Source organism: Streptomyces sp. TBY4, from assembly GCF_024213195.1.
Taxonomy (GTDB): Bacteria; Actinomycetota; Actinomycetes; order Streptomycetales; family Streptomycetaceae; genus Streptomyces.
Genome location: NZ_JANAVF010000016.1, coordinates 93,596 through 113,908, shown reverse-complemented (window position 1 = coordinate 113,908; position 20,313 = coordinate 93,596). Strand labels below are relative to the sequence as shown.

Genomic DNA, 20,313 nt, shown 5'->3' with positions numbered 1-20,313 from the left:
TTCCTCGGACCGGCACCGGGCCTAACTACGGGGTCCGCAGGAGCGCGACCTCGCCGAGGGCCTCGATCAGACGAGGTGGCAGGAGAGTGCTGCCCGATCCATCGACAGCCACCGCGACATAGACGATGCAGCCGGTCGCGGTGGTCTCGTCCGCGCGGCGGAAGGCGAAGTCCAGCGTGAAGCTCTTCTTCCCGATCCGTGCGGTGCTGACCAGCACCTCCGGTCGATCGGTGTGCCCGATGGCCGCCTTCCAGTCGATTTCGACGTGGGCGACGTGCACGTCGACGCCCAGTTCGGACCAGGTGGCGTACGGCAGGTCACGCGCGAGGAAGAAGCCGTCCACCGCCTCGTCGACGTGCGCCAGGTACCACATGTTGAACATGACGCCCTGGCGGTCGATCTCGTAGAAGCGAGGCACGATGGGGTGCGCGAACACCGCGTCGTCTTGTGTCATGAGGTCTCTCCGTTCGTTGGTTTCACCACGAGAACGATTTTCCGTCGAGGAGATCAACACCCAGGGCGGCTTTGCCCAGGTATTCCAGACACTCCTCCGGCTTGGCGGGCATCACCGCCCCGTACTGGAGCTCGCGCAGCAGCCGCTCGATCGGCTTGGCGCGACTGACGGCCGCCGCACCGCACAGCGAGAGGGCGATGCGGGTGAGTTCCGCGCCGAGGTCGCCCACGGCGTACTTGGCGGCGTGGACCAGGGTGTTGGCCCTGACGCCGCCCCGTTCGAGATCGACGACCTCACCCGCGCGTTCGACCAGTGCGCGGGCCGCGTGCAGGCGGGCGGCGAGCAGTCCGACGTTGCGCTGGACGACGGGCGATTGCGCCCGCTGGGGCGCGGCCGCCAGGTGGTCCACGACGGCCTGCTGCACGGCTTCGGCGATTCCCAGGTACGCGCCGGTGTAACCAGCGACCATCCAGTGCGGTTCGCGGATCACCTTCGGCAGTGACAGGCCTTCGATGCCGAGGAACAGGCGGAACCGGGGCACGGTGACGGAATCCATGATCATGTTGGTGGTGCTGGTGCCGTACATCGCCGTCAGATTGTGGATCTCCCCGAAGGTGACCCCCGGGTCGTCCTTGCTCACCAGGAAGTGCGAGATCCGTCCCGGATCATCGGAGTCCTCTGGCCGGGCAGGGACGGCGTAGTAGTCCGCGATGCCGGCCAGCGAGACGAACGACTTCTCGCCGGTGATCACGAACCCTTCGCCGTCCTCGGTCCTGCGGTAGCGGGTCCGCAGTCCGCGCAGCTTCGCTCCGCCGACGGGTTCGGACGCCGCGGACGCCAGCATCTTGCGGCCGTTGACGACCTCGTCGAAGAGCCACATACGGAACTCCTCGGCCATCGGCGGCAAGGGCGTGTCCGCCGATTCGCACAAGGGTCCGATGACGGCGTTGTGCATGTTCAACCCGAGTGCTGCCGCACCGTTGTGGAACCCGACGGCGGACAGCACCCGCCAGTAGTCGGCGAAGCCGAGTCCGGCGCCGCCCGCCCGGCGCGGTACCAGCAGCGACAGGAAGCCGGCCTCGGCGAGGATGCGGTAGGGCTCCTGGAGGTCGCCGGTCCTGGCGTCCACGCCGGCTGCCAGCGCCGCCAGTTGCTGTCCGGCCTCGTGAGCGGCCTCGAGGATCTTGTCGAAGTCGTCGGGGAGCGTCATCTCTTCTCCTTCAGCGGCGAGGACTCGGTGGTCGCCTCGGCCGCGAGAGTCAGGCGGTCGACCTTTCCGCGGGCGTTGAGGGGGAAGTCGGAGACCACGACCGCCCGGTCGGGGACCATGTACAGCGGGAGCTGCGTCCGCAGCAGCGCGAGGATCTCCCGCTCGGACACCGTGCCCTGCGCGTACGCCCAGAGCTCGCCTTCGTGCTCGGTGGTCTTGGCGACGACGACGGCCGCCCGAATCCCGGGCGAGTCGAGCAGCACGCTCTCGATCTCTCCGATGTCGATGCGGTAGCCGTGCCGCTTGATCTGGGAATCCTTCCGGCCGAACAACACGATCTCGCCGCTGCTCGTGCGCCTGCCGAGGTCTCCGGTCGGATAGGCGCGGCGGACGGTCCCGTCGCGGAATCTGACCTGCCGGGTCGGATCCTGGAGTGTGCCGTCCACCAGGTAGCCCAGGAAGACCGTCGCGCCCGCGACGTGGATCTCGCCCCTCTCGGACGTGGGTTCCCCGGTCTCGTCGAAGACGTCCACGACATCGCCGGGAACGGCCGAACCGATCGTGGGCTCCCGTGCGGCCGCCGGCGTTGCCGGGAGGCGCAGGAACGTACAGACGTTCGTCTCCGTCGGTCCGTAGAAGTTGTAGACCGACCGGCCGGCGGCGAGCCGCAGACACGTCTCCAGCGCACGCGGCGGGAAGGGTTCTCCCGCATACAGGAGCATCCGCAAGTCCGCCGGGAACGCGTCGCCGATGCCGCCCCGCTCCATCATGTTGACGTACAGGGACGGCACCGCGTACAGGACGCTGATCCTCTGTGTGGTGAGCCAGTCGACGAGGTCGGCGGGGAACGCCTTCAGCCGTTCCGGCATCAGTACCGTGCACGCGCCGCCGGCACAGGCGGCGAACAGGTCGAAGGTGCTCAGGTCGAAGGTCAGAGCGGCCTGCGACCCGATGCGGTCAGCAGGACGCAGTCCCGTTTCCGCGGCGGCCCATACCGCGAAGTGCGCGACGTTGGAGTGCGACAGCAGCACGCCCTTCGGCACACCCGTGCTGCCCGAGGTGAACAGCACGTAGCCGCCTTCACCCGCAGCCTCGGGAAGCGGCTCCGGGGACATCCGCTCCTGCGTGCGCAAGAGACTGATGGCGCCGTCGAGGGCATGGATCTCGGGAACCTCGTCGCCCTCGGCTGCCTCCCGGGCGATGTGCTCGGACGAGGCGACGGTGAGCAACAGGGTCAGGCCACCCTGACGCAGCATGCGCCGGGTGCGGACGGCTGGATTCCGGATGTCGAGCGGCGCCACGACCGCGCCGGCCCGCAGCCCCGCATGGATCGCGATGACGGCTTCGGCCGACTTGGGGATGAAGACCCCCACCCGATCGCCGGGCTTCACTCCCTGCTCGACGAGCCTTGCGGCCAGGCGGGTGACCTCCTCGTCGAGTTCCGCGTACGTCCAGGTACGGTCGCCGTCTTCGAGAGCGGGCCGGTCCGGGTACGTCCGGACCGCGCGGGTGAGCAGCCCGTCCAGCCGCTCCTCTGCGTTCATCGTCACTGGTTCACCTGGTCCGTTCATCAGGACACTTCCAAAAGCAGGTGCAGGCGACGCTCGCCGAGTGCGGAGCCCATGTCGACGGTGACCGTGCCCGGGGCCGGCACCTCGCGCTCCGCGCGGACCGTGAGGTAGAGCTGGACGAGACCGGCCAGGTTCCCGAAGGCCGACAGGTGCTCGTCGGTGACCGGGGCCACGGAGACCTCCGCGGACCGGGGCCGGGAGTCGGCACGGCGTATGAGGAACGCGACGGCGGTATCGACCTGCGCCGCGCCGACGTGCCGCTCATCCGTCAGTTGCGCGTGGGCGCTGAGCGACCTGCCGTCGACCGCCAGGTCGATGCCGACGAGCAGCACTTGGTCCATGCCGTCGTCAAGGATCGTGTCCACGAGGTCGAGGGCTTCGCCGCGCAGGTCGCCACGGAGGGCCACGCAGGTCGTCGGTCCGGTGATGCCGTAGTCGCGGGCGACCACGCCGAGGATCGTCGTCGGTACCGACTGGAAGAACAGCAAGGGGTTGGCCACCTGCCCGGACGCCAGCAGCCTGCTCCCGAGATCGGCGGTGGCCGAGTCGCCCAGGAGGGTCGCCAGCACGAGACCCGTTCGCGCGCCGTCTTCGCCGAAGGCCGCGCCTCCCGTGACATCGGCCAGGCAGCGGTCGATGACGGCTTTGACCAGAGGGCTGAAGGCCGACTCCACGAAGCCGGGCACTCGGCGTGCCTCGACGGGTTCGACCGTGGTTGCGCCGACCGTGACACCGGACGGCACGACGAGAGCCTCGGAGACCAGGAGCCGTTCGCTCCGTGTATCGGTCATGCTCGCTCCAACAGCAGCGCCGTGTTGACCCCGCCGAAGGCGGAGTTGGTCGTCATCGCACGTCGCAGGCTCGCGGGGCGGGCCCCCTCTGTCACGTAGTCCAGGTCGCACTCGGGATCGGGCGTGGTGAAGTTGGCCGTCGGCGGGATCAGTCCATGGTTGAGGGCCAGCAGAGTGATCACGGCCTCCACGGCCCCGGCGCCTTCGAGGGTGTGTCCCGTCGTGCTCTTGGTCGAACTGACGGGAAGGTGCGCGGCCCGGTCCCCGAACACCCGACGCAGAGCGCCGGTCTCGGAGGTGTCGTTGGAGGCGGTGCCCGTGCCGTGGACGTTGACGTAGTCCACCGCGTCCGGGCCGAGCCCCGCGACCTGGAGAGCGGACTCCATCGCCTGCGCGGTTCCGCGGCCTTCGGGATGGGGCCGGCTGGCGTGGTAGGCGTCGGAGGAAATGCCCCAGCCGGCGACACGGGCGAGCACGTTCGCGCCCCGCGCGGCTGCGCTCTCCTCGGACTCCAGCACCAGACACGCCACTCCGTCGCCGAGCAGCAGGCCGGTCCGGTCCTTGGAGAACGGACGGACGAAGCCGTCCTTGGCGAATGCGCGTGCCGAGTCGAACTTGGCGAACAGCTCTCTTTCGACCAGGTACGCCCCCCCCACACAGCAGCGCGTCGGCGCGTCCACGGCTGATGAGGCGACTGGCCTGAATGATGCTGTCGGCGGAGGCCACGCACGCGTTGAGGAAGGTCAGGCGCAGCGGCCCCAGCCCGAGAGCGTCCCCCAGACCGTGGGCGAGTTGGCCGGGCACGCTGTCCTTCAGGAACGTCGTGTCAGGCGTGTCCGCTCCGCCGGCCACCGAGCCCCAATAGCGGGTGATCGGCGTGTAGTCCCCTTGGCTGCCGACGAGCGCGCCGGCGATGTCCGACGGAGCGATGCCCGCCATGTCGATCGCGGCGCGCGAGCAGGCCAGCAGGACGTCATGCTGACGCGGTGGCGCGTCCCCCGAGAAGCCCACGCCGGGGATCTCCGGACCGTCGCCGTTGTAGACCGCCGCCGATGAGCACCGGAACGCCGAGGTGTCGAACCGTTCGACCCCACGGAAGGCCGGACGGCCCGAGAACGCTCCGTCGAGCAGCGCCTTCTCGCCGAAGCCGAAAGCGGTGAAGACTCCGAAGCCCGTGACGACGACGCGGTGGGATCCGGTCATCCGCCTTCTCCCGGCTTCGCGGCGCTCCCGGTGGCCAGCGCGTTGACGTAGTCCGCGATCCGGTTGATGGTCGAAAAATTCTCGATCCGGACGTCCCGAAGATCGAGTTCGACACCGAAGTCGGTTCTCAGACTGTGGTCCAGCCAGGCAAGCGAGAAGGAGTCGACCAGGATTTCCGCGTCGTCCTCGACGTGTTCCACGCCGGCAAGCGTCCTGCCTTCGACGAGGACCTTTCTGATGTCGTTCGCCGTGATCACCGAGAACCACTGTTCTCCGTGCTCGCACCGGCGGCCACTGCCGTGCGTTCCTTGACGACCTCGTCGATGAATTCCCCGAGCGTTCCGCGGAGCAGAGCTTCCAGCGTTTCGTCGGAGAATTCGATGTCGTACTCCCGCTCGAGGTGGACCGTCACCTCCAAGATGCCGATCGACTCGATCCCGATCCCCTCCGGCCCGATCGAGGTGTTCAGGTCAACGTCGTCGCCCAGTTCGATGGCTAAGGTTTCTTCCATGACGCGCGTCATTAGGGTGAGAATTTCTTGCCTTGCCGCTTCCTGGCTTTCTGCGGGCATGGCTGCCTCTCCTCTTGGTTCGATGGGTCTGGCGGGTTTTTTTCGGCAGTTCGGTCAGCAACGCGACGGGAATGCGCTCGATCGTTCCCTGCAGTGAAGTGGGCTGATCTCCCGGGGCGGCTGAGATGGGCGGACGGGCGCCGGGTTCAGCGGCGTGGTCGAGAGAACCGCGTCCCGCAGGGTCGCGGCGGAACCGCGGCCAAGACCACAGTCTGGGCGGATGCGCGTGTCGAGGCGTCAGCGCGATGCGTGCCGTTGCGCCGTTGCCTGGTCCCGTCGACCTCGGTCGCCGCTCCTTCAAGGAGGGCCGTCGCGCTCGGTCGGAAGCACCGTCCCAAGGGCGGGATGTGCGGCTCAGGGCCGAGCAGACGCACTGCTTGCGCGATATGTCCGCGGTCGGCGCGGGTGGAGTTCTGCGCGCCTCTCCGTGTCGCCGAACGGGATATTCTCGATGCCGTCACCGATGTGTGGCAGGCATGAGGACTTCGTCCATTTCTTGGCGCCCCGTAGATGAACAACCTTCGTCTTGAGACAGGCAAATTCGGCGGGGGGTAAGTTTCCCGCCAAGGTTACGGCACCAGATAGGTTGAAGATCATTTCCTGTGGATCCCTTAAGTGTGGCGCGTTTCGGTGTATCTGGAGGGTCGCTGGGTTCACCTGGAATCGTCCTCGCGTTCGAGAAGTCGATCACAGGCCCGTCTTTCCGGGCAAGTCCTGCATGTTGTGACCTGGATCACTGTGCAACTCTGGGTGCCGAGACGCTGCCAACGAAATTGCGGTGACCTTTCGGGGATCTGTCATCGGCCGTTTTGAGAAGCGGACCTTGTGTTAATAAAGAAGTGATTTTGAGGAGTGAGATGGTGAAGCCGAGGCATGGCCGGAAGTGATCGACCGTGGCGGCGATATTGCCGCAGCTGGCCTGGCACATCAGGCCGACGGCGCACTGGTCGGTGGCACACCACCGGCGGCCGGGCACGGACCGGTCTCCGGCGCCGACACTGGACCGGCACCGGCCGCAACAACACATGCTGATACCACGCACGGAGCAGTCGTGAACACATCCGCCCGACCAGCCCTCTCCCCGGCCGACACCCGACGGGGTGCGCCGTGATCAGGGGGATCCTGCCAGCCCCGGTGGCCTCCGCGGAGGCGTTCCGCGACCTGCCGCACGCGGTCCTCCTTCCCAGTGAGGAGGCCGCGATCCGAGGTGCACCGAAGTCGCGGCGCGCCGAGTTCCGGACTGTCCGCCACTGTGCCCGCACGGCCCTTGGCGAGCTGGGTCTGCCTCCCGCCCCCATCCTGCCTGGGCCGCGCTGGGAACCGCGGTGGCCGGAAGGCATCGTCGGCAGCATGACGCACTGCGCGGGCTACCGGGCCGCCGCGGTGGCCCGCGCCGGCGACGTCGCCTCCCTGGGTATCGACGCCGAGCCGCACGTGGCACTGCCCGACGGCATGTTGCCGACGGTTGCCCGGCCGGAGGAGATCGCCCGGCTCGCCCGGCTGTACGCCCGCCGCCCTGGAGTGCACTGGGACCGGCTGACGTTCAGCGCCAAGGAGTCGGTCTACAAGGCCTGGTTCCCGCTCGCCCGTCGCTGGCTCGGCTTCCATGACGCGAGCCTGACCATCCACCCCGACCGGCAGGCGTTCGACGTGTCCCTGCACGACAACGGTCTGCGCCTCGCGGGACGGTCCCTGACCGCGCTGAGCGGGCGGTGGATAGTCGAGAACGACCTGATCGCCACTTGCGTGGTGGTCGACGCGGCAGCCGCCGCGGCAGCCGCCGCGGCTTGACCACACCAGCCGCCGTGTGTCGCGGTGTGCTGCCCCGCCCACCCTCCCGCGCGCGGCCCGTGCTCGTCCCGCGGGAACACGGGTGATCGAGGATGCCGGGGGATTGGGGCAGATGAGTGAAGATGCGGGACGAAGTATCCGGTCGATTGCGCAGTCGAGAGAGAAACCGCAGGTCAGTAACTCGGCGGTGCGCGCCGGGGGCGTGGTAAATCGCGGGTGCGCGCTGGGGGTGCTTCTGTGAGCCCTGTCGGTGGCCTGCGACGGTTGGCGATTATGGTGTGGTCGTTCCGGTCGAAACTGTTCCTCTGTGAGGCTGTGCAGCTCGTAGGTCAGCATGGTGCTGGGGGCCTTCCATGGGAACCGTGGAGTGTTGTTGTGAGCACGGGCGTCAGATTCCTGCAGCCGCGATCCGAGGTGAAGATCACTGGACCGGTGGGGCGCCGCTGGTGGCAGGCGGCCTTGAGTGCGTCGGAGACCTTTCGGTCCGGAGGTGGGCGGCGGTGGCCCAGCCGACCACGCGGCGGGAGGCGATATCGATGACGGTGGCCAGGTAGAGCCAGCTTTCCTCGGTCGGGATGTAGCTGTCTCCGCACCAGCGCGTATCGAGAGCCCCGGCGTCGGGCTGGAAGTCGCGGACGACCAGGTAGGGCCGGGTGGCAGCTCGTGGATCGGGGAATGTGGTCAGGTGGCGCCGTCGGCGGTGCCGGCCCTGCAGCCCGGCTGCCCTCATCAGCCGGGCGAGCCTGCGGCGGCCGCATTCAGCGCCTTCCCGCTTGAGCACGGCATGGACGCGCGGGGCGCCGTAGGCACCGCGTGACCGTTCGTGGACGGCCGTGGTCTGCTCGGTCAGCTCGGCGTCAGGGGCCGCGCGGGTGCCCGGAGCGCTGGTGCGGCGGGTGTAGAAAGCGGTGCGGGAGACCTTGAGCAGTTCACACGCCCGTTTGGCGTTGTGACCTGCATGCTTCTCCGCCTCGATGAACGGGTGCACCGTCACCGGGTTTCCTTCGCGAAGAAGGCGGTCGCACGCTTGAGAATGTCGACGTCCTCCCGCAGGCGGCGGTTCTCCCGCCGCAGTGCGGCCAGCTTCTCGCGTTCGCTGCTGGTCAGCCCGTCTCGTTCGCCCTTTCGACCTCGGCCTGCTTGACCCAGTCGCGGACCGCGGTCTCGGTCAGGTCGAAGTCCTTGGCTATCTGGCCGACCGAGCGGTCACCGCGCCGGCACAGCTCGACGATCTCGGCCTTGAACTCCGACGTGAACGAGCGGCGAGGGCGAGGCTTCTTCTTCCCCATGCTCTCCATGACGGACATCCTCCCGGGGACGAACCCCTGATCTCGAATGTCCGTCAAAGCGGATCAAGCCCAACGGAGCGCGATGAGGCTTCTCTTAGACCTGGTCGTCGTGATCATCTGAGGTCGGAGCTGCCTGGCCGAGGCAAGCGATCTCGCGGGAGGTACGAGCGCACGCAGCTTGGCCAAACCCATAGGGGCGCCCCCGAGCAGAGCGGCAGGGTGCTACGCGGCGCAGTCCGAGCCCGCGAGCCACGAGGCGGGAAACTGGTGGAGCTCGACCGTTGAGGGGGCCGGGCCACGCACCGCGACGGCGGCGGTGTGGGTGGGGCCGACGGGGATGTCGAGTATCGTCCAGCCGTCCGGATGGCGGCTTGCGTCGGCGCCGAGGTAGTCCAGGGCGGGGGAGCGACTCAGCCCCGTCCCCAGGCCCTTCAGGAACGCTTCCTTGCGCGTCCAGATCCGGCCGAAGAGCCGGCGTCGTGCCTCTTCCCCCTCAGCCTCGACCAGCTCGGACCGCTCCCGCCGGTGCAGGGTTTGCGAACAGGCCGCCACGGTCTCCTCCCCGGCGAGCAGTTCGACATCGACGCCCAGCGGTACTGCGCCCACGCCCACCAGGGCGACCTCGCCGCTGTGGGAGAGGGAGAAGTGCAGCGGCGCGGGCCGCTGGGCAAGGGCCGGTCGGCCGTGCGCGGCGCCGCATCTTGGACAGGGCTCGCGCCGGAACCGCAATTCCTCCGGAGGTGTGGCCGTATAGCGGCCGAGCAGCCGACGCAGTGCCACGTGGGCGGTTACGTACAGCAGGGCGTCGGCCGGGTGAGTGAAGGTAGTGACCCGCAGGCGTTCGGCCGGGTCGAGCTCCTTGAGATCTGGCGCCGCGGTGTCAGACCCGGCGGGCAGAAGTACCAGCCACAGGTCGACCCGGTCGCGGGACACGGTGAATTCCTGCCTCTCGGTGGCCCGCTGGCTCACCGGCGGGACACCGAAAGGCAGGCGCGTAATGGGCGTCGTCGTTTTCATGGCTCATCCAAATTGGTGCCACTGGTACCAGTGAACATAGGGCACTGCTTTGGTTGATTGAGGGGCATTGAAAGAGATTGGAAAGGGACTCCGTCAGCGTCCGGTGGCGGTGCTAGATAGGGGGGTATGACATCGACGACTGCTCCAAACTATCCATTTCCCGCCGCAGGCCTGGAGGAAGCTGAGGAGTTTACCAGGGTCCGCCGCGAGGAGCCCGTCTGTCGGGTGGCCATGCCGTACGGCGGCGAGGCCTGGCTGGTGACCCGGATGGCCGATGTGAGGGAGGCCCTCGCCGACCCGCGGCTGAGCCGAGTCCTGCAGGCTGCCCCCGACCGGCCGCGATTCTTCCCGGAGCCGATCGTCGAGGGAATCGGCATCATGGACCCGCCCGAGCAGACCCGACTGCGCCGACTGGTAGCCAAGGCCTTCACCGCCCGTCGCGTCCAGGAGTTCGAGCCGCGGATCCAGGTGATCGTCGACGAACTGCTCGATGCGATCGAGGCCAAGGGCGGCCCCGTCGACCTCTACGCCGAGTTCTCCTGGCCGCTGCCAGGCATCTCGATCTGCGAGTTCATGGGCATCCCTTACGAGGACCGAGACCGCTTCGTCCCCTTCTTCGACTCAGTGGTCTCCACCACGGCCAAGACCCCTGACGAGATTCGCCAGGCTGTCATGGACCTCCACGCCTACTTCACCGAACTCATCGAGAAGCGCCGCGCCGACCCGAGGGACGACCTGTTCACGGCCCTGATCCGGGCGAGCGACGAGGGCGACCGGCTTTCCGAGAAGGAGCTCATCGAGATGAGCTTCGGGCTGCTGGTCGCCGGCATGGAGACCACGGCCTCCCAACTCGTGAACTTCCTCTACCTTCTGTTCCGAAACCCGGACCAGCTGGAACTCCTGAGGGCCAAGCCGGAGCTGGTCCCGAACGCGATCGAGGAGCTGCTGCGCTTCGTCCCCCTGCTCGCGGTGGACCAGCCGGCCGTCGCGCGCGAGGACCTGACGATCGGCGGCGTCCTGATCCGCGCCGGCGAGACGGTCGTACCGTCGATGAACGCCGCGAACCGCGACCCCGAGGTGTTTGCCAACCCCCAGAGCATCGACATCACGCGGGAGCACAACCCGCACCTGGCCTTCAGCCACGGCGCACACCACTGCGTGGGCGCCCAGCTGGCCCGCCTCGAAATGCAGGCGGCGCTGCGCTCCCTGGTGGCCCGCTTCCCCGGACTGCGGCAGGCTGTCCCGGACGAGGAGCTGCGTTGGAAGGCCGGCGTGGTCCTGCGCGGCGTCGAGGCCCTGCCGGTGGAGTGGTAGACCCGTGGCTGACCAGGAGGAGTGGACCGTACGGGTCGATAGCGAGGCCTGTCTGATGTCGGGCCTGTGCATGTCGCTGGCCCCGGACGTCTTCGCGGTTCGCGACTACCGCTCGGTGGCGCTGACCGACCGCAGCGCGCCCGACGACCGGCTACTGGAGGCCGCGGAGTTCTGCCCGGCCGAGGCCATCGGCATCCACCGACTGCCCGGCGGCGAGCCGGTCTTGGGCATCGGCTGACGTCGGCCCAGGGTGCGCGACAGAAATGCCGCAGGGCGGTGGACGGATTCCGACCGCCGCCCTCCGGCGTGCCCGCAGAGCTGGACGGCTCAGCCGATCGACTGTGCGAAACGGAAGAAGCCTCGGGGGTCGTAGGCCTCCTTCACGGCCACCAGTCGACGGTAGTTGACCCCGTAGTAGGCCTGGCGCCAGTCCGCCAGGTCCGGGTCGATGTAGTTCTGGTACGACTGGCCCGAGGACCACGGGTGCACCCGCCCGTAGGCGCGGTCGACCCACTCCTGGCAGGCGCGGCGCCGCGCCGACTCCAGCACCTCGCCCTCCGGCACGTCAATCCCCACCGACCACCCTCCGTAGAACAGCGCGCTGCGGTGCACGTACGCCGTTGCCGTAGCTGAGACCCGGTTATGGGCGCCGCCCAGCCCCTGAAGGTCGAGGCTGCGGTACTCGCCCGCCTTCCGGGCGTCCGCAAAGGCCGCCAGTGCGGCGTCGATTCCGGCCTCGTCGAGCGGGGCGTCGTAGAAGTTGCCGCGCGCCAGCGCGAATCCGTAACGAGCCAGCTTTGCCTGGGGGTTGTGTCCGATGCGGTGGCACCCCGCCGGATCCAGGTCGTCGCAGCCAAACCAGTGGCGCATGCCCATCCCGTAGGAGTCCGTGCGCTGCTGCGACGTCGTCGGCGAGGTGCCTGCCATTGCGGTCAGCCGTGCCAGCAGAGGGACCAGCCCGTCCGGCGAGCTCAGCCACACCCCCGAGACGGTCACGCCCGGCTCCACCGCCGGGTCGTCGCCGTACGTCGACAGGTTCAGCAGAGGAGTGAGCGCGTCGGGGGTCGACGCGGTCCACTGCTGCCAGGCACCGATCACCGCGCGCGCGGCACTCCAGGGCCAGGTGAGCGTGAAACTGGTCATGTCGGGGGCCGGTACCGGAGCGAAGTCGTATTCGGTGACGATGCCGAAGTTGCCACCCCCGCCGCCTCTCAGTGCCCAGAACAGGTCCGGGTGGCGCCGCTCGTCGCTCTCCACCACCCGCCCGTCGGCCAGCACCACCTGCGCCCGTAGCATCCGGTCGCTGGCCACCCCGTGCATCCGGGTGAGGAAGCCCAGGCCCCCACCGAGCGCGAGGCCCCCGATGGCCACTGTCGGGCACCAGCCCGTCGGCACCGCCACCCCGCGCGGGGCCAGCCCCTCCTCCACGTCGATGAGCTGGCAGCCAGGCCCCATCCGGGCGACCTCGCCGGCCATCCGCAGATGGTCCATCGGTGACACGTCGATCACCATGCCGGTGGTGGTCGAGTACCCGGCGAACGAGTGGCCACCGCTGCGCGCCACGGTCGGAATCCGATGCCGCACGGCGAACCGCACGGCTTCCGCCACGTCGCCGGCCGACTCGCAACGCACCACCGCCTGCGGCCGTATCGCGTCGAACTGCCGCAGCGCCAGGGCACGGACCGTGTCGTACCGGGGATCGTCCGGCAGGACCACTGCCCCGTCGATGCTGCGCTGAAGGGCGGCCCACGGTGTGGCTTCCGAGGCCGCTTGTGAGACTGCAGGAGGCAGGAGGAGCCCTGCCGCCGTGACTGCTCCTGTGCCGAGGAATGTGCGGCGTTTCATTCGGATCTCCATGCTGTGGCGGATGGTTGGCTGAATCGCGCCCGCTCAGAGTGGTGCCGCCCCGCCGTGCCCACAGCACAGCTGTAAGTGTTCCGAAAGGTTTAGGCCCGCCGAAGTCCCCGCCGCCGCAGGGGAGCCGCCGTCAGGGCAGGTCGGGGAGCGTGATGATGTCGTTGATCGTGCCGGCGACACGGGAGGCCTTCGGGGCCTCGCCGCCCGGTGCTGTGACGACCGCTCGGACGCACCCGTCGGGCACGGTGGAGATCCGTACCACGGGGTTGACCACTGTCCCCGCGGGCAGCACGACCGGGGCGCGCTGCATGATGCGGGTCAGGACGAGTTTGCTCTCCAACAGCGCCAGATTGCGCCCGATACAGTTGTGCTGCCCCAGCCCGAACGGGAAGTACTCGTGCTGCGCAGGCTGCGCGGTCTCCCAGCGCTCCGGCCGGAACCGCAGGGGCTCGGGGAAGACCGCGGCGTCGCGGTGCGTCACGAAGGAGCTGACGATCGCCATCGCCCCCTTCGGAACGGGCCGCCCGTTGATCTCGGCGCCCGTGTCCGCGTAGCGGACTCCGAAGCCGGCCGGCGGCATGAGCCGCACGCTCTCCTTGACCACCTGGTCCAGCACCGGCATCCGGATCAGGGCCTCCGGCCCGGGCTCCGCGTCCCCGACCACCTCCGCCACCTCGGCGCGCAGCTTTTCCCACCACTCGCGGTGCTGGTCGAGCAGCGTGAGCGTCCAGAACAGAGACGCGGCCACGCTGTCGTGGCACAGCGCGGTGTACGCCTCGCCCACCAACTCCTCGTCATCGAGCCGCTCGGTCTCCCCGTCCTCCAGCACGGTCATCCGGCTCAGCAGGTCGGGACCGGCCGTCCCGGAGCGCCGGGCGGCGATCAGCTCCCGCAGGATGGCCTCGATCTCGGCCGCGATGCGGGTCATCCGCCGGAACGGCGTGCCGGGCAGCGGCAGCTGAAGCACCGCGGTCAGCGGATTGCCGGCCGCCGCCGCCAACTCCACCATCTTGTCGTTGAGCCGACGGGCGGACTCCGGGTTCTCCAAGCCCGCCATTGTGGCCAGCGAGATACGGGTCACGAGCCGGGCGAGCTCCTCGTGCAGGTCGACCGTGGCACCCGGCTTCCACCCGTCGAGCATCTCGTCGGCGAAGCGCACGATGGTGTCCGTGTAGACCGTCACGTGGCGCGGCGAGAAGGCGTGCTGCATCGCCTGCCGGTGCTTTCGGTGCAGCGTGCCGTTCAGCCGCAGCAGCCCACTCGTCAGCAGCATCATCGGCGAGCCCGGCGGCAGCCGCAGATGCCGGAACGAGTCGGACACGAAGGCCCGGCCGGTCAGCACCTGGCGAGCCTCTTCCGGTCCGAACGCGAACACGGTGCGGGGGCGGCGCCCAGGCATGGCACACACCGGCCCCCAGGCCTCCTCCAGCTCCCGCAGGAACGGCAGCGGCCGGCGCAGCAGGCTCAACCCCGCTGACAGGCGCCGCAGGCCGAGAGGGTCGGCCGGCCCGGCGAGCCGGTCTGACGGAGCCGGCGCAACAGAACTTCGGGGCACGGTGAATCTCTCCTCACGGAAAAGCGGCAAGAGGACCCCTTGCTACCGCGATCCCTCCTGCCGATGGTCCGTCCGGACAGAAGTCAGCCAGAAGTTTCTTGCTGGATCCTTACCGAAATCCATCATGGTTCGGAAAGAAATAGACCCGCCCCGGAAATCCTGTCCTAGATTCACATCCGACGGACTCCGGGGCGAAATCCTCCCCGGTATTCAGGCGCCGAACGGTGTGTTTTGCAGGGAAGGGTGGGAACGGAAATGCAGGCGACGACGGGTCGGAAGACCGTGCTCGATGCCATGCGGGCTGTCTGTGAGGCGGACCCCGAGGCGACCGCAGCCGAGTTCCCGGCCCAGCCTGCGATCGGACTCGCGCAGGAGGTCCGCTTCACCCGCGCGGAACTGGACCGCGAGGCCAAGGCCCTCGCCGTCAAACTGCGCCAGGTCGCCCGAGGCCCCGTACTGCTCCTCATGCAGCCGGGCCCGGACTATCTCAAGGCCTTCCTGGCCACCGCCTACGCGGGACTGCCCGCCGCACCCGTCTACCCACCCAACCCGGCAGATGTGCGAAGGGACTTCGCGCGACTGGGCGCCATACTTGCCAAGCTCCCGAACGCCACATTGCTCACCGAGCCGGGGCTGCTGGAGCCCCTGCGGGAGCTGTTCGCCGAGCGACTGCCGCAGGTGCGCCCCGAGCAGTTCGTCGACACCACCGTCGAGGCGGGCGCCGAGGACGGCTGGCGGGCCCCGCGGGTCCAGCCTGAGGAACCACTGTTCATCCAGTTCACCTCCGGCTCCACCGGCTCCCCGCGCGGCGTGCTGGTCTCGCACCGAAACCTGCTGGACAACGTGGCGGCCATCACGGAGCGCTTCGAGCTCGACACGTCCAGCACCGGCGCGCTGTGGCTGCCTCCCTACCACGACATGGGACTCGTCGGCGGGGTGCTCACCCCGCTCGTCACCGGATTCCCCATCCATCTGATGTCCCCGCTGTCCTTCCTCGCCGACCCGCTGTCGTGGCTCCGGCTCGTCTCCGAGACCGGCGCCACCCACACCGGGGCGCCCAACTTCGGGTACGCGCTGGCCACTCGGCGGGCCGCGGACGCGGACGTCGCAGCCCTCGACCTGAGCGGCCTGCGGGTCGCCTTCTCCGGTGCCGAGCCCGTCGACGCAGCGACACTGCGCGCCTTCGCGGAACGGTTCGCACCGGCCGGGCTGGACCCGAACGTCTTCCTTCCCTGTTACGGCCTCGCCGAGTCCACGCTGATCGTCAGCGGCGGTCGGCCCGGTGCGGGGATACGAACGCAGCGGGTCGACGCCGCCGCCCTGGCGCTCGGCCGGGCCGAACCGCCGAGGGTCGGCGCCCCCGTCACCGAACTGGTCTCCAGCGGGCCGGCGGTAGTCGGCGCGCAGATTGCGATCGCCGACCCCGCCACCGGGGAGCCGGCCGGGCCGGGCGAGGTCGGCGAGGTGCTCGTCGCTTCCGCAAGTGTGGCCGATGGGTACTTCGAGGATCCGGAAGAGACCGCAGGGACCTTCGGTGTACGCCTGCCCGGATCGTCCCGGGCCTGGATGCGGACGGGCGACCTGGGTTTCCTCACGGAGGACGGCGAACTGGTACCTGTGGCCCGGATCAAGGACGTCATCGTCATCCGAGGCCGCAACATCCACCCGCAGGACGTGGAGCGCACGGTGCAGGAAGCAGATCTGGCCGTCCGTAAAGGCTGCGTGGCGGCTGCGGGCGTCCCGGGCCCGGACGGCGGCGAGGAGATCCTTGTGGTGGCCGAGCTCCGGCCGGAGGCCGCCGCCGATGCCGATGTGGCCGGCGGGATTGCCCGCGCGATCCGGGCCGCCGTACTCCGACAGCACTCGGCGCCGGTGGGGGCCGTCCACCTGATCCGCCCCTCCAGCCTGCCCAAGACTTCCAGCGGAAAGGTCCAGCGTGGCGCTGCCCGCGCGGCGCACCTGGAGGACTCGCTGGCCACGGTGGTCTGCGATAGCGCCATAGCGCCGTGTGCCTCCGGCGGTGACACGCTGTCCGGCGAGGCCGCCGTGGTTCGTGCCGAGGGAATCGCTGTCGGTGCGAAGGGCCCGGTCGTCGGGGAGGCACCCGGCGCCGCTGGCGTGGTGCCTGCTGAGGGGGTCGCCGCCCCCGGAAGGGACGCGGGCGGTCAGGGTGGCGGCGGGGATCTGATGGTCCGGCTCGCTGAGGCGGCTATCGCACACTTCGGAGGCGAGGACGGGACCAGCCGTGTCCTGGACTCGCTCACGGCCGTACGGCTCGCCGTGGAGACCTCCCAGGCCTTCCGCGTGGCCCTGCCCATGGCGGAGGTGCTGGCCGGGGTCGACGCCGAGTCCCTCGCCGCCCTCATCCGGTCCGCGGCCCAGGCCGGCACCGAGGCCGGATCGCCGAGCGGCGGCGCTGCGGAGGTGCACCCGGCGACCGCGCGCCAGGAAGCCCTGTGCCTGCTCCAGGAGCTCGACCCCGCCGCACCCGGACTCGTCCTCGGCATCGGCTTCGTCCTGCCCCCCGCCGTCGCCCCCCGCGACGTCGCCCGGGGACTCGTCGCCCTCGTCGCCCGCCACCCCGCCCTGCGCACGCGCCTCGTCCGCGACGGCGAGCACTGGACCCGGACCGTCGACCCCGCGAAGTCTGACTCCGAGCCTTGGAACCGCTATTGCTCCCTCACCCGGCTCGGACCCGTCGGCGCCGCGGAACTGGCCGAAGATCTCGCCGCACGCGCCCGCCGGGTACCCGATCCGGCCGTGGGCCCCCTCTTCCACGCCGACCTGGTCCTCGCCGACGGCCACCCCGTCCACCTGGTGGTCACGGTGCACCACGCCGTCGCTGACCTGTGGTCCATCGGGGTGCTCGCCGCCGAACTTGCCCAGCTGCTCGCCGCGGGTGACCCGGCAGCGGCAGCCGCCGCCCTGCCGCCGGTCACGCCGCTCGCGGTGGACCCCGACGGCAGCTCCCACCCGGCCCCAGGCAGCACCGAACGCCGCCTCGACCGGGCGTGGCGGTTCTGGCAGAAGCTGCTCGCCGACGGCGTCGACCCTCTGCAGCTGCCGCCTGCCGAAGGAGCAGCCGAGAAGTCGCCGGACGGCCGGGCCCGGCCCGCCGTCCACGCGCCGCTCACCCTCGACGCCCAACGGACGGCCATGCTCAGGGACCTCGCCAAGGAGTGCGGCGCCACCCTCTACGCGGTACTCCTTGCCGTCCAGTCCCTCGCCCTCGCCCGGCTCACCGGCGCCGACCGGATACCGGTCGCCGTCCCCCTGCACGGCCGGGGCTCCACCACCCACCGCGCGGTCGATTACCTCGTCTCCACCGTCCCGATCCCACTGGACACGGCCTCGGGAACCGTCCGCGACCTTGTCGTCCGGGCCTCCGGCGCACTGCGCGGCGCGCTGGCCCACCGCACTGTCGGCTACCCGGAACTCGTCGCGCTCTCCGCGGCCCGTGGCGGCCCCGACATCCCCGCCCCGCAGGCAGCCCTGCTGCTCCAACAGGACACCCCGGGCGCACCGCGCGGTGTGGGAGCCGGCCTGCTCGGCGGCGGAGTACGGCTCGGCGACATCGTGCTCGATGTCGCAGTGGTCCCGCCCAGCGTCGGCCCGTTCGCCCTCACCACGCTGCTCGGAGAGGACGGCGACACCCTCGCCGGACGGATCGAGGCCGACCCCGCACGCCACGCCGCATCACTGCCCGGGCAGTTCGCCGACGCGTTCCTCGCAGTCGCCGACGCCCTGGCCCAGGGCAGCCCGGACCAGCCGCTGGACGGGGTCGGCGCCATCGGACCGGAGCAGCTGCGCCAGGTCGGGGGATGGTCGCGCTCCGCCGTGCCCGAGAACAGCGCGGGCCGCCTGCACGATCTGGTCCTGGAGGCCGCGCGGCGTCACCCCGGGCGCACTGCCGTCGTTGCCGGGGACGGCGCACTGACCTACGGTGAACTCGACCGCCGCTCCGCCGCCGTGGCGGCTGCGCTGGCCGCGGCCGGGGCCGGGCCAGGCTCCTGCGTCGGCATCCTGATGCCCCGTGGCCGGGACCTGCCCGGCGTCCTGCTCGGCGTCCTCCGCTCAGGCGCCGCGTACCTGCCGCTGGACGCAGGCAGCCCGGCCAGCCGCCTCGCCGCGGTGGTGGCCGATGCCGGCTGCCGCCACGTCATCGTCGGCGACATTCCGGTAGACCGTGGGCAGTTCTTCCCCGTACGCGTCATCGAGCTGGACGTGGTGCTCGCGGCCGCCCGCCCCGATCCGGTCGCCCCGCAGCCCGACACCGGGCCCGATGACCCGGCGTACCTGCTGTTCACCTCCGGCTCCACCGGCCGCCCCAAGGGCGTCGTCATCCCCCACCGGGGAGCGGTGAACCTGGTCCGCTGGGCTGGTGCGGAGTTCGGCACCGAGGCACTCGCCCGGACCCTCGCCGTCACCCCCACGACCTTCGACCTATCGGTCTTCGAGCTGTTCACCCCGCTCGCCCACGGCGGCGAGGTGCGGATCCTGGACAGCGTCCTGGACCTCGCCGAGAGTCCCGCGCACGCCGCGGACGCCACCCTGCTGAACACCGTGCCCTCGGCGGTCGCAGCCCTCCTGGAACGCGATGCGCTGCCCCCTGGGCTCAAGGTCGTGAACGTGGCGGGCGAACCTTTCACAGCCGAACTCGTTCGGGACGTCCACCGGCAGCTCCCCGGCGTCCGCCTCGTCAACCTGTACGGGCCCAGCGAGACCACCACATACTCCACGTACGCCGATCTGCCCGCCGACACCGGTGGCCCCGTACCGATCGGCCGCCCCGTCGGCGGCACGACGCTAGTCGTCGTCGATGCCGGACTGCGTCCGGTCCCGCCGGGCGGCACCGGGGAACTCCTGATCGGCGGCGCGGGCGTGGCCCTCGGCTACGCAGGGCAGCCCGCGATGACCGCAGCCCGGTTCCTGCCCGACCCGGAGCACCCTGGCCGCAGGCTGTACCGGACGGGAGACCTCGTCCGGTGGCGTTCCGACGGGCAGCTGGATTATGTGGGCCGCACCGACCACCAGGTCAAGGTCCGTGGGTTCCGCATCGAACTCGGCGATGTGGAACGTGCCTTGCACACAGTCGCCCAGGTCAGGGAGGCCGCCGTGCTGGCCCTCGGAGAGGGTCAGAGTCGACGGCTCGCTGCCTACCTCGTCCCTAAGGAGCCGCCGGACGGCGATCCGGCCGGCTGGCTGCGCGGAGTGCGCCGCCGGCTTGGCCAGGAACTGCCCGGCTACATGGTCCCCGGAGAGCTTGCCGTGCTCGACGTGCTGCCGCGCAACAAGCACGGCAAGATCGACCGCGGTTTGCTGGCGTCGGTGGCTGCCATCCCGCTCGCCGGAGGCGTCCGGATCGCACCGCGGGGCGACGTCGAGCGGCGCGTGGCGGACTGCTGGGCGAAGGTGCTGCCGGTGCCCGCGTTCGGTGTCACGGACGAATTCCTGGAGATCGGCGGCCACTCGCTGATGCTCACCGCGATCGCCCACCTGATCGGCCGTGAGTTCTCCGTGGAGGTCCCCCTGTCGGCCCTGCGCACCCGCACCACCGTCGCCGACCAGGCCCGGTTCGTGGAGGAGCTGGTCGCCACGGCCTCGGGCCGCGGCACCGGCCCCATGGCCGTCCGCCGGCTGGACCGCAGCCGCTACACCGCCACCGGCGGCATCGCCTGATGGATGCCCGC

General features: G+C 70.0%; 16 protein-coding genes and 1 pseudogene. 5 read left to right on the top strand and 12 right to left on the bottom strand.

Annotation, left to right across the window (positions count from 1 at the left end; all coding sequences use genetic code 11):
• Window positions 1-25 precede the first annotated feature (25 nt).
• Genes NLX94_RS30510 through NLX94_RS30500 form a run of 3 tightly spaced genes read right to left on the bottom strand, consistent with a single transcriptional unit; the run spans window position 26 to window position 3,208 of the window.
• Window positions 26-454 carry a thioesterase family protein gene (locus NLX94_RS30510; protein WP_254386337.1) on the bottom strand — a complete coding sequence of 143 codons (429 nt, stop codon included), beginning with the start codon at window positions 452-454 and terminating at the stop codon, window positions 26-28.
• A gap of 22 nt (window positions 455-476) precedes the next feature.
• Complete coding sequence (locus NLX94_RS30505; protein ID WP_254386336.1) at window positions 477-1,664, bottom strand: acyl-CoA dehydrogenase family protein; 1,188 nt, start codon at window positions 1,662-1,664, stop codon at window positions 477-479.
• Window positions 1,661-3,208 (bottom strand): amino acid adenylation domain-containing protein, encoded by a 1,548-nt coding sequence (locus tag NLX94_RS30500; protein ID WP_254386400.1) that lies wholly within the window; start codon window positions 3,206-3,208, stop codon window positions 1,661-1,663. The genes NLX94_RS30505 and NLX94_RS30500 overlap by 4 nt, the downstream gene beginning before the upstream one ends.
• Before the next feature lie 47 nt (window positions 3,209-3,255).
• Here NLX94_RS30500 and NLX94_RS39490 point away from each other — a divergent pair, with 47 nt between their 5' ends.
• Window positions 3,256-4,125, top strand: coding sequence for a hypothetical protein (locus NLX94_RS39490; protein WP_308402583.1), 870 nt, complete (start codon window positions 3,256-3,258; stop codon window positions 4,123-4,125).
• Here NLX94_RS39490 and NLX94_RS39485 read toward each other — a convergent pair.
• The 4 genes and pseudogenes from NLX94_RS39485 to NLX94_RS30480 all read right to left on the bottom strand — a co-directional run bounded on the left by NLX94_RS39485 (window position 4,023) and on the right by NLX94_RS30480 (window position 5,800).
• Complete coding sequence (locus NLX94_RS39485; protein WP_308402582.1) at window positions 4,023-4,706, bottom strand: beta-ketoacyl-[acyl-carrier-protein] synthase family protein; 684 nt, start codon at window positions 4,704-4,706, stop codon at window positions 4,023-4,025. The genes NLX94_RS39490 and NLX94_RS39485 overlap by 103 nt on opposite strands.
• Window positions 4,707-4,743: 37 nt before the next feature.
• Window positions 4,744-5,229: pseudogene (locus NLX94_RS39480) on the bottom strand (beta-ketoacyl-[acyl-carrier-protein] synthase family protein); the annotation flags it as partial.
• Window positions 5,226-5,486, bottom strand: a complete 261-nt coding sequence (locus tag NLX94_RS30485; RefSeq protein WP_254386334.1) for a hypothetical protein — start codon at window positions 5,484-5,486, stop codon at window positions 5,226-5,228. The gene NLX94_RS30485 and the pseudogene NLX94_RS39480, both read right to left, overlap by 4 nt.
• The gene (locus NLX94_RS30480; RefSeq protein ID WP_254386333.1) at window positions 5,483-5,800 is read right to left on the bottom strand and encodes an acyl carrier protein; all 318 of its coding nucleotides are present in this window, start codon (window positions 5,798-5,800) and stop codon (window positions 5,483-5,485) included. Before NLX94_RS30480 ends, NLX94_RS30485 begins: the two co-directional genes overlap by 4 nt.
• Window positions 5,801-6,907: 1,107 nt before the next feature.
• On the opposite strand from NLX94_RS30480, the gene NLX94_RS30470 reads away from it, so the two are divergent.
• Window positions 6,908-7,591, top strand: a complete 684-nt coding sequence (locus NLX94_RS30470; protein WP_308402581.1) for a 4'-phosphopantetheinyl transferase superfamily protein — start codon at window positions 6,908-6,910, stop codon at window positions 7,589-7,591.
• Between the two features lie 421 nt (window positions 7,592-8,012).
• On the opposite strand, the gene NLX94_RS30465 is transcribed toward NLX94_RS30470, so the two are convergent.
• The 3 genes from NLX94_RS30465 to NLX94_RS30455 form a co-directional block, all read right to left on the bottom strand.
• A complete protein-coding gene (locus NLX94_RS30465; RefSeq protein ID WP_254386332.1) occupies window positions 8,013-8,585 on the bottom strand; it encodes an IS3 family transposase in 573 nt (190 codons plus the stop codon).
• 109 nt (window positions 8,586-8,694) lie between these two features.
• Complete coding sequence (locus NLX94_RS30460; RefSeq protein ID WP_254386331.1) at window positions 8,695-8,889, bottom strand: transposase; 195 nt, start codon at window positions 8,887-8,889, stop codon at window positions 8,695-8,697.
• A gap of 213 nt (window positions 8,890-9,102) precedes the next feature.
• Window positions 9,103-9,897, bottom strand: a complete 795-nt coding sequence (locus NLX94_RS30455; RefSeq protein WP_254386330.1) for a 4'-phosphopantetheinyl transferase superfamily protein — start codon at window positions 9,895-9,897, stop codon at window positions 9,103-9,105.
• A gap of 231 nt (window positions 9,898-10,128) precedes the next feature.
• Here NLX94_RS30455 and NLX94_RS30450 point away from each other — a divergent pair, with 231 nt between their 5' ends.
• Window positions 10,129-11,211 carry a cytochrome P450 gene (locus tag NLX94_RS30450; RefSeq protein ID WP_254386397.1) on the top strand — a complete coding sequence of 361 codons (1,083 nt, stop codon included), beginning with the start codon at window positions 10,129-10,131 and terminating at the stop codon, window positions 11,209-11,211.
• Window positions 11,212-11,215: 4 nt separating this feature from the next.
• A complete protein-coding gene (locus NLX94_RS30445; protein WP_254386329.1) occupies window positions 11,216-11,449 on the top strand; it encodes a ferredoxin in 234 nt (77 codons plus the stop codon).
• A gap of 89 nt (window positions 11,450-11,538) precedes the next feature.
• Here the strand turns inward: NLX94_RS30445 and NLX94_RS30440 are convergent, their stop codons facing one another.
• On the bottom strand, window positions 11,539-13,068 hold the full coding sequence (locus tag NLX94_RS30440) for an FAD-binding oxidoreductase (RefSeq protein WP_254386328.1): 1,530 nt from the start codon (window positions 13,066-13,068) through the stop codon (window positions 11,539-11,541).
• A gap of 130 nt (window positions 13,069-13,198) precedes the next feature.
• Complete coding sequence (locus NLX94_RS30435) at window positions 13,199-14,536, bottom strand: cytochrome P450 (protein WP_254386327.1); 1,338 nt, start codon at window positions 14,534-14,536, stop codon at window positions 13,199-13,201.
• A gap of 342 nt (window positions 14,537-14,878) precedes the next feature.
• Here NLX94_RS30435 and NLX94_RS30430 point away from each other — a divergent pair, with 342 nt between their 5' ends.
• Window positions 14,879-20,302, top strand: coding sequence for a non-ribosomal peptide synthetase (locus NLX94_RS30430; protein ID WP_254386326.1), 5,424 nt, complete (start codon window positions 14,879-14,881; stop codon window positions 20,300-20,302).
• The last annotated feature ends 11 nt before the right edge of the window (window positions 20,303-20,313 follow it).

Coding starts and splice junctions, on each gene's coding strand:
- NLX94_RS30510 (WP_254386337.1), bottom strand. CDS start 454: ATGACACAAGACGACGCGGTGTTCGCGCACCCCATCGTGCCTCGCTTC.
- NLX94_RS30505 (WP_254386336.1), bottom strand. CDS start 1,664: ATGACGCTCCCCGACGACTTCGACAAGATCCTCGAGGCCGCTCACGAG.
- NLX94_RS30500 (WP_254386400.1), bottom strand. CDS start 3,208: ATGAACGCAGAGGAGCGGCTGGACGGGCTGCTCACCCGCGCGGTCCGG.
- NLX94_RS30480 (WP_254386333.1), bottom strand. CDS start 5,800: ATGCCCGCAGAAAGCCAGGAAGCGGCAAGGCAAGAAATTCTCACCCTA.
- NLX94_RS30460 (WP_254386331.1), bottom strand. CDS start 8,889: ATGGAGAGCATGGGGAAGAAGAAGCCTCGCCCTCGCCGCTCGTTCACG.
- NLX94_RS30455 (WP_254386330.1), bottom strand. CDS start 9,897: ATGAAAACGACGACGCCCATTACGCGCCTGCCTTTCGGTGTCCCGCCG.
- NLX94_RS30450 (WP_254386397.1), top strand. CDS start 10,129: ATGCCGTACGGCGGCGAGGCCTGGCTGGTGACCCGGATGGCCGATGTG.
- NLX94_RS30440 (WP_254386328.1), bottom strand. CDS start 13,068: ATGGAGATCCGAATGAAACGCCGCACATTCCTCGGCACAGGAGCAGTC.
- NLX94_RS30430 (WP_254386326.1), top strand. CDS start 14,879: ATGCAGGCGACGACGGGTCGGAAGACCGTGCTCGATGCCATGCGGGCT.